Here is an 11,639-nt window from a genome sequence, read left to right as displayed (position 1 = left end):
CGCACCCTGGCCGACGGCTGGGCCTACGCCCGCTGCTACACCTCAGAACGACAACGACGCGATGCCTTGGCCAGCTGGATCCACTTCTACAATCACCACAGACCCCACACCGCCTGCGGGAACCTCCCACCCATCACACGGTTAACCAACATCCCCGATCAGTACAACTAACTCTTCGGCGGCACGGGTTCGTCTACTCAGACGATCAGGCCTGGCCAGGGGCGCATGACGCCCGACTCCACAAACAGCTGTTCGATTCAGCTCACCATTTGCCCCACTCCCCCGCCCGCGCTTCACTATGCCCCATGGACGTGCTGATCCTCGGGGGTACCACGCTGGCCCGCACGCTGGCCGGGCTGCTCGTGGAGCGGGGCCTCGACGTCACCACCTCGCTGGCCGGGCGCACGAGGACACCACGAGCCCTGCCCAGTGCGGTGCGGGTCGGCGGGTTCGGCGGGGCCGACGGGCTGGCCGGTTGGCTGGCGGAGAACCGGCCCGGCTGCGTCGTCAACGCCGTCCACCCGTTCGCCGCCGTCATGACCGCGAATGCCGCGGCGGCCTGCCGTCGCACCGGCACGGCGCTGGCCCGCCTGGAACCGCCGAGTTGGCACGCCCAGCCGGGCTCGGCGGACTGGACCTGGGTGAGCAGCAATGAGGAGGCCGTCCAGGCCGTCCGGCGCCTGCCTGACCCGGTGCTGCTCACCGTCGGCCGGCAGGGAACCGCCGACTACTTGCCGCTCGGTGAACGCGACATCACCCACCGCGTCATCAACGCGCCCGACGAGCCCCTGCCGGCCGGCTGGACCCTCCTCACCCAGCGCGGCCCCTTCACCTACGAGAACGAGCGGGCACTCATGGCCGACCCGGCCCATACGATCGCCACGCTCGTCGCGAAGGACTCCGGCGGCGCCGAACTCGACCCCAAACTCGTCGTGGCAGCCCAGACCGGCGCGAGTGTCGTCATGATCGCCCGCCCGCCTGCCCCCGGCTACGGCGACCGGGTGAGCACCCCGCAGCAGGCGCTCGACTGGGCCCTGGCACGGCTGGGTGAGTGACGAGAGGCACCCAAGGCGCCTGGCGGGTCTGGGCCTGACGGACAAGCGCGGAACACGGGCGCCCCCACGCCGCGACCTCGACCAGCAGCGGCCGACACCTGGGCCGGACCGCTCACGGACGCCTCCTGCCGCCGCCGACGCGCCCCGGCCCAGGCCACCCGCGGTGCCTCCCCGATCCGCCGCTGCGGCCGGATAATCTTGCGGGCGTGACCATCGACCGCGACGCCAGCCTGCTCGGGCGCACGCCCGGCCTTCCCGAGGAGCACTTCGCCCACGACGGGCTCATCACCAAACACCCGGTGCGGGCCGTCGCGCTCGCCGGGCTGCGGCCCATGCCCGGCGAGCTGCTGTGGGACCTGGGCACCGGCGCCGGGTCGATCGCCGTCGACTGGTGCCGCGCCGACCCGACGTGCCGGGCCATCGGCGTCGAGCAGCGGGCCGACCGGGCCGCCAACGCCCGCACCAACGCGGCCAACCTCACCCTGCCCGGCCAGTTCGAGGTGCGCGAGGGCCCGGTCGCCGAACTCGTCGAAGACCTGCCCTCCCCCGATGCGATCTTCATCGGCGGCGGCCTCACCGCGGAGATCGCCGAGCGGTGCCTCGGCGTGCTGCCGCCGGGCGGGCGGCTCGTCGTGCACGCCGTGACGATGGAGGCAGACGTGGTCATCGCCGCCCTGCACGCCGACCACGGCGGCGAGCTGTTCCGCCTCGGCGTGGAGACCGCCGACCGCATCGGCCGGCTACGCGGCTGGAAACCCGCCCGCACCATCACCTGCTGGAACTGGACCAAGCCGCCGGCCTGACCGGGCTGCACGGCCCGGTGAATTCCGGTCCGCACCGGTTCCGGGCCAGACCGCCGCACCGATCACCTGCCGCCCGACCCGGGCCGATTCGACCCATCGACGGTAGGCGGACCTTGATCACCCAGGGCGGAAAACCCTCTCGCCCGGGGCGGTTCAGCAGCTGAGAAGCGGATTCACCACGACAGGGGCACTGCGGGGCGGCCGGGGACAGTGCGCCTGTGGCTATGCTGGGCGCCGCACGGCACGACGGGGTCAGGAGAGCGATGAACGACTACCTCAACAACGGTTCGGACATCTACAGCGAGTCCTTCCGCATCATCCGGGCCGAGTCCGACCTGGAACGCTTCCCCGCCGACGTCGAACAGGTCGTCGTCCGCATGATCCACGCCGCCGCCGACCCGGCCATCGCCGCCGACATCGCCTTCACCCCAGGCATCGTCGCCTCCTGCAAGGCAGCCCTTGCGGCCGGAGCGCCGATCCTGTGCGACTCCTCGATGACCGCCTCCGGGGTCATCCGCTCCCGGCTGCCCCGCGACAACGAGATCGTCTGCCACATCAAGGACCCCTCGCTCGCCGACGAGGCGAAGGCCAAGGGCGTCACCAAGACCCACGCCGCCGTCGACCGCTGGGCCGAGCAGGGCCAGCTGGACGGCGCCGTCGTCGCCATCGGCAACGCCCCCACCGCCCTGTACCGCCTGCTCGAACTGTGCCACGCCACGGGCGCCCGCCCGGCCGGCATCGTCGGCATCCCGGTGGGATTCGTCGGCGCGGCCGAGTCGAAGCAGGCGCTCGTGGACGACGACCTCGGCATGGAGTACATCACCCTGCTGGGCCGCCGGGGCGGCTCGGCGATCGCCGTGGCCGCGGTCAACGCCCTCGCATCCCGGGCCGAGCTCACCAACGAGCACAGCTGATGCCCGGGCGCACCGCGCCCGTGCGCACGGGCCCCGGCGAGCCGCCGCGCGACGTCACAGCGGCGGACGCCCCGGCGGGCCCGGGCAATGACGCGGCGCTGGCCGAGCAGGGACGACACGACCTGACCGACCACGGGTCCGGCCCCGGGTCGACGAGGCGCGGGACGAGCGGCAGCGGGTCAGGACCTGCGGAGCGCAAGGTCGAGGACGTGCCGACGCCGAGCGGTCGCGAATCGGCCGGCCGCGGCACGGACCGCGAGTCGACCAGTCGCGGTTCGGGCCGTGAGGCCCAGCTCGACCGTTCGGGGCTGCGTCCGGGCTGGACGACCGGTGCCTGCGCGGCGGCCGCCAGCCGGGCCGCCTGGACGGCGCTGCTCACCGGCGCCTTCCCCGACCCGGTCGAGATCGAGCTGCCGCACGGGCGCCGCCCGGCCTTCGCCCTCACCCAGGAACGACTGGGCGACGGCTCTGCGATGGCCGCGGTCACCAAGGACGCCGGTGACGACCCCGACGTCACCCAGGGCGCCGTGGTCCGCGCCACGCTGCGCCGCGGCGAGCCGGGCAGCGGCATCACCTTCGCCGCCGGGGACGGCGTCGGCACCGTCACCCGCCCCGGACTGCCCCTGGAGGTCGGCGAACCGGCCATCAACCCTGTGCCGCGCCGCTACATCGCCGCCAACATCGCCGCCGCTGACCGGGAGGCCGGCGGCAGCGGCGCACCCGACGTGCTCGTCACCGTGTCGATCGACGACGGCGAGTCCATCGCCCAGCGCACCTGGAACCCGCGCATCGGCATCCTCGGCGGGCTGTCGGTGCTGGGCACCACCGGCGTCGTCGTGCCCTACTCGTGCTCGGCCTGGATCGCCAGCATCCACGAGGGCATCGACGTGGCCCGCGCGGGCGGGGTGCGGCACGTGGCCGGCACCACCGGCTCCTCGTCCACAACGACCGTCGAGACCCTCTACCCGGGCGTCGAACTGCTCGACATGGGCGACTTCGCCGGGGCCGTCCTGAAGTACCTGCACCAGCACCCGGTCCCCCGGCTGACCCTGTGCGGCGGCTTCGCGAAGATCTCGAAACTGGCCAACGGCTACCTCGACCTGCACTCGCACCGCACACAGGTCGACCACGAGCACCTCGCCTCACTCGCCGCCCGGGCCGGTGCCGGGCCCGAACTCGTCGAGCAGGTGCGCCACTCCCCCACCGCCGCCCACGCGCAGTCCCTCTGCGCCGACGCCGGCGTGCCGCTCGGTGACACGGTGGCCGACGCCGCCCGCACCGAGGCGCTGGCCGTCATCGACAACCCGCAGGTCGACGTGCAGGTCATCTGCACCGACCGCAAAGGCCGGGTCGTGGGCCGAGCCGGATTCGCCGCAAGCACCCCGGAATGACTGGGAGGGAGGCGGTGGAGTGACGGCATCAGGCCAGGTGACGCACGAGGAGTACACGCCGGGGTATGGGGACACGGTTGTGGATTCGTACGCGCAGCGCACGGCGGTTTCCGAAGCCGCGTTCTTCGTTCCGCATCTGACCGCGAGCATGAGGCTGCTCGACTGCGGGTCCGGGCCTGGCACGATCACGGTCGGGCTGGCCCGGGCCGTGGACCCCGGCCAGGTGAATGGCGCGCTCCGGCGGCGGCGATCCCCGGGTCGGGGGGCGGCACAGGCAACTGCTCAGGCAGACGGGATTCACCGGCATCGTGGCCTCCGCCACCGCCCGGGCCCACGGCGATTCGGCGGGCACCGCGGCCCAGGGCGACGTGGCCGCGGCACTCCTCGAACACATGGCGCCGACCATCACCGCCTCGGGCTGGGCGATAGCTGACAGGGTGAGGCAGCTGGCCGAGGCCTGCCGGCGCTGGGGTGCCGATCCCGACGCGTTCGACGTCATCACGTGGTGCGAGGCGGTGGGCCGCGCATGAGCGTGGGGCGGGCCCGAACCGGACCCGCCCCACCCTGTTCGGCGTTTCCACTCAGACGCCCTGCGGGGCGCGCAGCAGTTCCTCACGCACCCTCACGCTGCGACATGGATGCTGAGAGTCCCGCCGAGAGCGTGGGCGATGCGTGCGAGCATGATGCCCCCAGGAGCCTGAGCGCCACTCTCAATGGCGGAGATGACCGCCTGACGAGTATGGGCCCTTCGAGCGAGCTCAGTCTGGGACAACCCAGCTGATGTGCGTGCGTTGTAGACCAATTCTGCGAGCTGCAGCCGCGCCTCGGCTTCGATGGATGCCGCGTCGTACTCGGCCCGCTCCGCCTCGGTCATGGCCGCCAGGGATTCCTCTCTGACCTGTTCCCACGGAGTCATCGCGGCGCTGGTGTTCATCGTCCCTCTCCCTTCCTCTTGATGGCATCTGCCGCGTGGCGCGCTTCCCCGCACGCTGCCTCACGACAGTCCGCAAGATCTTTCCACGCTCATTCTGGCCCCCGAGAACGCCTTGCCCAGAGATCCCGAACTTGGTCTGTCCTCGCGCCACTCAGCGCCATACGTCAGGAAAGGACCTGGACCACAACGATGGGGGCGGGCCCGAACCGGACCCGCCCCATCCTGTTCGGCGTTGCCGCTCAGACGCCCTGCAGGGCGCGCAGCAGTTCCTCACGCACCCTCACGCTGCGGCGGGGGTTGCGGTCGCCCACGACGGCGACGGTGATGCCGCCGGCCTGCTCGGTGGCCGGGGTGTAGGCGCTGCCGCCGAGAGCCCGGTCGGAGCGCACACAGAACACGTGCTGAGCCTCGGCGGTCTCGGCGACCTGCTGGTTCACGGCGGTGTCGTTGGTGGCTGCCACGACGTACCAGGCGCCGTCCACGTCGGACGGCCGGAAGGCCCGCTCGACCAGCTCGATCTCGCCGCGAGCCGCCATGCCCGACACCTTGATGCCGGCGCTCGGCGCGACGACGCGCACCTCGGCGCCCGCCTCGAGCAGAGCCGGGATGCGGCGCTCGGCCACCTGCCCGGCCCCCACGACGAGCGCCTGGCGGCCCTGCAGGCGCAGCCCCGACAGGTAGACCGGGGCGCCCTGCCCGGCCCCCTCGATGCCCAGCTGCTGGCGGTAGCGGTCGATGAGGACGTCGGCGACCTCGTCGCAGTCGCCGATGACGCCGCCGATGCGCACCTCGACGTCGGGGTGCGAGGCCTGCCAGGCCCCGACCTGCTCGGCCAGCCACTGGGACAGCTTGCCGGTGAACAGGAAGACCGGCGCCACGACCACCTGGGTGGCGCCCGAGGCGGCGGCCGCGGACAGGGCGTCGGGCACGCTCGGGCGGTTCACCTGGATGAAGGCGGGCAGCACCTGGTGCAGCCCCATCTCGTCCCACACCAGGCGCGAGAGACGGTAGTGCTCGGCGTTGGCGTCGGGCACCAGCGCGCCCCGGCCCACGAGCACCACACTCGTGTCGCCGGCACGCCACTCGGGGCCGCCGTCGAGGGCGAGGGCCTCGCCGATGCGGCGCTGCAGGGCGAAACGCACCCGCAGGTCGGGCATGAGCGGGCCCGCGTAGGCGACGTGCGCGCCGTCGCGGCCCTCCTCGATGGCCTCGGGGATGTCCGAGCGCACATGTCCGCCGGTGTGCAGCAGCAGCGGCGCCACGACGGCGTCCGGGCCCTCCGCGCCCTCCTCCGGGGGCACTGCCTTGAGGGCGTCGGCGACGGCCGTGGCGATGTCGGGCTCGGCGAGCTCGACGAAACCGATGCCCACGTGCACGCCGGGCAGCTTCGCCGCGACACGGTCGACGAGCCCCCGGCAGCTGGCCAGGCCCTCGGCCTGGCGGGTGCCGTGCGCCGCGACGATGAGCGGGGGTTGACGGGTCATTGTCATTTCTCCTTGGTCTGGCCCCGATACTCGGCGCGCGACATCTTCGGACGGTCCTGGTGGCGGTAGTTGAGCCGCTTCTCGCCGCTCACATGTCCCTCCATCCAGTGGTAGTCGCGCGGGGTGACGATCAGACGTCGATCGCCGCCACTGGTGACGAACTTGGTGGTGTCCGAGCCAACGATCACCATCGTGTTCATGTCCACCCACTCAGGCTTGAACTGCGCCAGCGTCGACATCGTCACCTTCTGCTGGGGGCGCTCGGCCTGCGCCACGCACGCCACCGGGGTGTCGGGGCCGCGGTACTCGGCGATGATGGCCAGCGCGTCGGGCAGGTGGTGGGTGCGCGTGCGCGAGCGCGGGTTGTAGAAGGTGATGACGAAATCGCCCTCGGCCGCCGCCCGCACCCGCCTGCAGATGAGGTCCCAGTCGGTGTGCAGGTCGGACAGGCTGATGGTCGCGTGGTCGTGGCCCAGTGGCGCGCCGAGGACCGCCGAGGCGGCCAGCTCGGCGGTGACGCCGGGGATGACGTCGACGTCGATGCCGTCGGTGCCCATCTCGAGGGTTGGGCTGGCCATGGCGTAGATCGCAGGGTCGCCGCCGCAGACGAAGGCGACGTCGAGGCCGCGGCGGGCCGCGTCGATGGCGGCGGCGGTGCGCTGCTCCTCGGTGCCCATCTTCGTCGCCATGACGTCGGCGTTCGGGCTGATGAGGTCGCGGACCTGCCGCACGTACGGCCCGTAGCCGACCACCATGTTGGCGCCCCGCACCGCCTCGCGGGCGCGCGGGGTGAGCAGGTCGCGGGCGCCGGGGCCCAGGCCCACGACGTGCAGCACGCCACGGGCCGGCAGCCGTCCGATGGCGCACGTCGCGTTCTGGGTCTTGTGCTTGGGCACGACCAGTTCTGCGCCGGCGGCCAGCACCGAGGCCTCGGACACCGAGCCGGTGCCGACCTCGGATCTGACGACCTCCGAGGTGTTCGGGGCGTCCTGCGCGTCGAGGGTGTCCGCGTCGAACACCCGGTAGGGCACGCCGAGTTCGGCGGCCAGCTTGATGAGGCCCTTCTCGCCCACCTTGACGTCGGCGCTGCACAGCGCGGCGACGGACTCGACGGCCAGGCCCGCCTCGGCGAGGGTCGATTCGAGCAGCCCGCGCAGCTCCTCGGCCCCGGTGCCCCTGTTGCAGCCCATGCCCACGACGAGGCTGTCGGGGCGCAGGACGACGGTGGGCAGGTCGGATTCGGGCACGGCCAGCTCGTCGGTGACGACGACGCGGGCGACCGCGGGGGCGGCCGGTTCGGCCGGTTCGGCCGGTTCCTCGGCCGGCGCCTCGCAGGGGCCGGTGACGCGCACGTTGGCGGGCATCGGCGGCACCCGCCACAGGCGTCGGCGCACCCAGTCGACGGGCCGGCCCTCGATGATGGCGCCGGTGACGGCGGCGACGTCGCCGCTGAACGCCCAGCCGAGCTGGTCGAGGGCGGGCAGGCCGAGCGCGTCGGTGGCGGTGGTGACGACGGCGGTGGCGCCGGTCGCCTCGCCGATCCGGCGGGCGAACTCGTTGGCGCCGCCGATGTGTCCGCCGACCAGCGGGATGGCGAAGCGGGCGGCCTCGTCGACCACGACGACGCCCGGGTCGGTCTTCTTGTCGGCGAGCATCGGGGCGATCATGCGGGCAGTGGCGCCCAGGGCGACGTGCGAGACGATGAGGTCGCACTCGCCCCAGGCCGCCGCGAGACCCGCAGCGACCTTGCCGTCGTAGCGTTTCGAGGTGACGCCCAGGGCCTCGTCGATGCGGTCGGCGGTGGCGCGGGCGCGGCTCGTCGCGTAGACGTGGCCGATGATCGGGTCCCGGTCCGAACCGTCGGCCGCCGCGGTGTCGCCGGGGCGCGGCTCGTCGTCGGCGGGCGTCTCGGCGTCGCCGGCGATCTCGGGGGTCACGCCGACCGCCCGCGGGTCGTCGGGCCGGTGGTCGAGCACGAGGACGACGTGCAGCCCGGGCACCTCGCCGTCGGCCAGGGCGAGGGCCTGCTCCTCGGTGAGGACGTCGACCCGCTGGTCGGGCTCGCCCATGCGGGCGGCGAGGACGTAGGTCTTGTCGGCCCCGCGCAGGGCCCCGGCCAGTTCCCGCAGCCCGCGGCCGGGGGCGGTGAGGACGGCGACCTTGGGGTGGTTGCGGGCGATGCGCACGGCCGCGTCGAGTCCGCGGGAGTGGGCGTTGACGATCTGCGCGTCGTCCCAGGGCACGGCGACGGCGGCGAAGGCGGCCTGGACGCTCGTGACCTCGGGGACGACCTCGACGTTCAGGCCGCCCTGGCGCAGGCGGCGCACGACGCCGAAGAACAGCGGGTCGCCCGAGGCGACGACGACGACCCGTGCGTCGTCGGGCAGGGCGCGGATGCGGTCGACGGCCGGGCCGATGAGGCCCAGCACCTGGCGCCTGTCCTCGGGCACGTCGAGGGCGTCGAGGTGGCGGCGCCCGCCGACGACGAGGTCGGCCTCGGCCGCCTCCCGGCGCAGCTGCTCGCTGATCGTGCCGAGGTATCCGTGGACGCGGATCATGCGTTCTCTCCCGTGGTGTCGCCGGCCTGGCCGGTCTCGGTCGTGACGTCGTCGAGGGCGCGGGCGCCGTGGGTGCGCAGCTCCTGCCGGGCCCGGGCGTCGGCGTCGCGGTACTCGTGGCGGAAGCCGGGGTGGTACAGGTGGCTGCGGGCGGCGATCGGCCCCTCGGCGAGGGCCGGGCCGACGAGCACGATGGTGTGCTTCCACAGCTTGTGGGCGCGCATCGTCTCGGACAGCCGGGCCAGCTCGCAGCGGAACATCATCTCCTGCGGCCAGGTGACGCTGTAGCCGATGATGCAGGGCGTCTCGGGCGGGTAGCCGCCGTCGAGCAGCGCCTGCTGCAGCGCGTGGTGGCGGGCCGCCGACAGGTAGACGGCCATGGTGGCGCCGTGGGCGGCGAACGAGGCGATGGTCTCACCGGGCGGCATCGGCGTGCGGCCGCCCTCCAGGCGGGTGATGACGAGGGACTGGCTGACCTCGGGCACGGTGACCTCGACGTCCATGCGGGCGGCGGTGGCGCTGAACGCCGAGATGCCGGGCACGGTCTCGTAGTCGATGCCCAGGCGCCGGCACAGGTCGCGCTGCTCGGCGGTGGCGCCGTAGATCGACGGGTCGCCGGTGTGCACGCGGGCCACGAGCAGACGCTCGTCGCGGGCGCGGGTGTACAGCGGGATGAGGTCCTCCAGCGGGATCGACGCGGAGTCGATGAGTTCGGCGCCCGGCTTGCGGTCGGCGACCATGTCGGGGTGGACGAGGCTGGAGGCCCAGATGATGATGTCGGCCGCGGCGATGATGCGGGCGCCGCGCACGCTCACCAGGTCGGCGGCGCCGGGGCCGGCGCCGACGAAGACGACCCGGCCGCGGGCCTCGTCGCGGGCGGGCGCCGGGATCGGCGGCGGGTCGATCAGCGTGTGGTCGATCGCGTCGATGTCGACGTGCGCGTCGTCGACGGGCACGGCGGGTTCGGGTCGCTCGCTCATATGCGGCCTCCTGTGATGGTGCGTTCGGGCGTCGTGAGGACGGCCGAGAAGTAGGGCAGCCTCTCGTCGGCGTCGATCTCGTCGAGCGAGGCGAGCCGCTGGCCGGGCAGGGAGACGTCGGTGCCGATGACGGCTCGGCGGTCGCGTTCACGCAGGGCCTCCAGCACCTCGGGCAGGGTGCGTCCGCCCTTGTAGATGGCGACCGAGTCGGCGACGTCGAGCACCTCGCCGAGCCGTTCGGGCCCGACGGTTGCCGGCACGAGGGCGAGGATCTCGCGGCCCTCGGCGAGCGGCGTGGTGCTCGCGGCGGCCAGGGCCTGCATGGCGGTGACGCCGGGCACCAGCTCGAAGCAGACGCCGGGCATCCGCTCGGCGAGGGTGGCGCGCAGATAGCTGAAGGTGGAGAAGACGGCCGGGTCGCCGACGGTGGCGAAGGCGACGGTGCTGCTGCCGGACTCGAAGGCCTCGACGGCGGCGTCGGCGCTGGCCCGCCAGCTCTCGGCCCGCCGCGCCCCGACGCCGCGGCGCTGGGCCATCGAGAACGGGATGCGCCGGATGCGCTCGGCGCCGTCGGGAACCACCTGGGTGATGATCTGCTCGGCCCGGCCGGGTCCGTCGGCGGAGGCCTCGGTGGAGGGGACGAGGATGACGTCGGCCGTCTCGAGGACCCTCACCGCTTTGAGGGTGACCAGTTCGGGATCGCCTGGGCCGACCCCGACCCCGATGAAGCGTCGCTCGTCGCCGGATTCGCTGTCGGGGCGCGCGCGGTGCTCGCTCACATGGCCTCCTCAGGTGCCTCGCCCAATGGTCTGGTGCCGGCAGTTCGCGAGTGTCTGGCTCACCGGCGGGGGCCGGTTCACAGTGGCGGGACCGCTCCGGACTACCGGCCGGGGCCGGGCACCGGGATTCCTCGTGAGAACTGCAGGGATCAGTCTGTCACACCCCCGAAACGAACCGGGCCGACACCACGCAGGCCCTGCCGCTGGGAAGGCATGGTTTTTCTGACAGGATCCGGCCGTTTTCTGACAAATTGAGCCGAGAACGGCCGGGTTCCGTCAGTTTCGGCATGCCTTCCGGCCGGCATCGGCCCTGACCGTCTCACTGCTGAGCGGCCGCGCCGGGCAGGGTCGAGCCCAGGTCGTGCACCTGACGGGCCCAGCCGGGCCCGCGCTGCTCCGCCTCGTCGTCCTCGGGCACGGCGAAGGGCAGTGGCAGGGGCTCAGCGGGCGATCATCAGACGGCAGCCGACTTCCTCGAGCGCCGCGGCCGCCGAGTCGTCAAGTCCATCGTCGGTGATGATGCCGGCCAGCTCACTCAGCGGCATGACGCCGACGAAGCCGGCCCGCCCGTACTTGGACGAATCGCTGAGCAACCACGTCTCCTCGGCCCGCTCAGACATGGCCTTGAGGGCCTCGGCTCCTGCCGAGTAGCCCGTCGTCATGCCGCGGTCAACGGTGAAACCATCGGTGCCGACGAAGGCAAGCCGCACGTTGAACGCCCGGATGGCCTGCAGGGCCATC

General features: G+C 72.9%; 12 protein-coding genes and 1 riboswitch. Of the genes, 6 read left to right on the top strand and 6 right to left on the bottom strand.

Features of this window, described 5'->3' with window-relative positions; all coding sequences use genetic code 11:
* From PROPJV5_RS09530 to PROPJV5_RS09505, 6 genes are all read left to right on the top strand, one after another.
* Nucleotides 1-171: integrase core domain-containing protein (locus tag PROPJV5_RS09530; protein WP_147385420.1), on the top strand; the 171-nt coding region annotated here is incomplete at its 5' end.
* A gap of 134 nt (nt 172-305) precedes the next feature.
* On the top strand, nt 306-1,055 hold the full coding sequence (locus tag PROPJV5_RS09525; RefSeq protein ID WP_119716116.1) for a cobalt-precorrin-6A reductase: 750 nt from the start codon (nt 306-308) through the stop codon (nt 1,053-1,055).
* Between the two features lie 206 nt (nt 1,056-1,261).
* Complete coding sequence (gene cbiT / locus PROPJV5_RS09520; RefSeq protein ID WP_119716115.1) at nt 1,262-1,858, top strand: precorrin-6Y C5,15-methyltransferase (decarboxylating) subunit CbiT; 597 nt, start codon at nt 1,262-1,264, stop codon at nt 1,856-1,858.
* Between the two features lie 263 nt (nt 1,859-2,121).
* Nucleotides 2,122-2,772, top strand: a complete 651-nt coding sequence (locus tag PROPJV5_RS09515; RefSeq protein ID WP_119716114.1) for a precorrin-8X methylmutase — start codon at nt 2,122-2,124, stop codon at nt 2,770-2,772.
* On the top strand, nt 2,772-4,163 hold the full coding sequence (locus tag PROPJV5_RS09510; RefSeq protein WP_119716113.1) for a cobalt-precorrin-5B (C(1))-methyltransferase: 1,392 nt from the start codon (nt 2,772-2,774) through the stop codon (nt 4,161-4,163). Before PROPJV5_RS09515 ends, PROPJV5_RS09510 begins: the two co-directional genes overlap by 1 nt.
* A 308-nt stretch (nt 4,164-4,471) precedes the next feature.
* Nucleotides 4,472-4,693, top strand: coding sequence for a hypothetical protein (locus tag PROPJV5_RS09505; protein ID WP_147385419.1), 222 nt, complete (start codon nt 4,472-4,474; stop codon nt 4,691-4,693).
* Between the two features lie 92 nt (nt 4,694-4,785).
* Here the strand turns inward: PROPJV5_RS09505 and PROPJV5_RS09500 are convergent, their stop codons facing one another.
* The 6 genes from PROPJV5_RS09500 to PROPJV5_RS12940 all read right to left on the bottom strand — a co-directional run.
* The gene (locus tag PROPJV5_RS09500; RefSeq protein WP_119716111.1) at nt 4,786-5,097 is read right to left on the bottom strand and encodes a helix-turn-helix domain-containing protein; all 312 of its coding nucleotides are present in this window, start codon (nt 5,095-5,097) and stop codon (nt 4,786-4,788) included.
* 239 nt (nt 5,098-5,336) lie between these two features.
* Nucleotides 5,337-6,581: a CbiX/SirB N-terminal domain-containing protein gene (locus tag PROPJV5_RS09495; RefSeq protein WP_420812728.1), complete on the bottom strand. Its 1,245-nt coding sequence runs from the start codon at nt 6,579-6,581 to the stop codon at nt 5,337-5,339.
* 2 nt (nt 6,582-6,583) lie between these two features.
* Nucleotides 6,584-9,139 carry a precorrin-3B C(17)-methyltransferase gene (gene cobJ / locus PROPJV5_RS09490; protein ID WP_119716109.1) on the bottom strand — a complete coding sequence of 852 codons (2,556 nt, stop codon included), beginning with the start codon at nt 9,137-9,139 and terminating at the stop codon, nt 6,584-6,586.
* The gene (cobM, locus tag PROPJV5_RS09485) at nt 9,136-10,119 is read right to left on the bottom strand and encodes a precorrin-4 C(11)-methyltransferase (protein WP_119716108.1); all 984 of its coding nucleotides are present in this window, start codon (nt 10,117-10,119) and stop codon (nt 9,136-9,138) included. The genes cobJ and cobM overlap by 4 nt, the downstream gene beginning before the upstream one ends.
* Nucleotides 10,116-10,898, bottom strand: coding sequence for a precorrin-2 C(20)-methyltransferase (gene cobI, locus PROPJV5_RS09480; protein ID WP_119716107.1), 783 nt, complete (start codon nt 10,896-10,898; stop codon nt 10,116-10,118). The genes cobM and cobI overlap by 4 nt, the downstream gene beginning before the upstream one ends.
* A 28-nt stretch (nt 10,899-10,926) precedes the next feature.
* A riboswitch (cobalamin riboswitch) is annotated at nt 10,927-11,087 on the bottom strand.
* 251 nt (nt 11,088-11,338) lie between these two features.
* Nucleotides 11,339-11,639 (bottom strand): DeoR/GlpR family DNA-binding transcription regulator (locus PROPJV5_RS12940; RefSeq protein ID WP_476704277.1); only part of this gene is annotated, 301 nt, incomplete at its 5' end.

The sequence above is a fragment of the Propionibacterium ruminifibrarum genome, assembly GCF_900289195.1.
GTDB classification, from domain to species: Bacteria; Actinomycetota; Actinomycetes; order Propionibacteriales; family Propionibacteriaceae; genus Propionibacterium; species Propionibacterium ruminifibrarum.
Note: the sequence above shows the minus strand (reverse complement) of the source record. Positions and strands in the feature narration are given on the sequence as shown.

Excerpts from the sequence above, each read along its gene's own strand:
- PROPJV5_RS09495 (WP_420812728.1), bottom strand. The coding sequence starts at position 6,581 with ATGACCCGTCAACCCCCGCTCATCGTCGCGGCGCACGGCACCCGCCAG.
- cobM (WP_119716108.1), bottom strand. The coding sequence starts at position 10,119 with ATGAGCGAGCGACCCGAACCCGCCGTGCCCGTCGACGACGCGCACGTC.
- cobJ (WP_119716109.1), bottom strand. The coding sequence starts at position 9,139 with ATGATCCGCGTCCACGGATACCTCGGCACGATCAGCGAGCAGCTGCGC.
- PROPJV5_RS09515 (WP_119716114.1), top strand. The coding sequence starts at position 2,122 with ATGAACGACTACCTCAACAACGGTTCGGACATCTACAGCGAGTCCTTC.
- PROPJV5_RS09510 (WP_119716113.1), top strand. The coding sequence starts at position 2,772 with ATGCCCGGGCGCACCGCGCCCGTGCGCACGGGCCCCGGCGAGCCGCCG.
- PROPJV5_RS09525 (WP_119716116.1), top strand. The coding sequence starts at position 306 with ATGGACGTGCTGATCCTCGGGGGTACCACGCTGGCCCGCACGCTGGCC.
- PROPJV5_RS09500 (WP_119716111.1), bottom strand. The coding sequence starts at position 5,097 with ATGAACACCAGCGCCGCGATGACTCCGTGGGAACAGGTCAGAGAGGAA.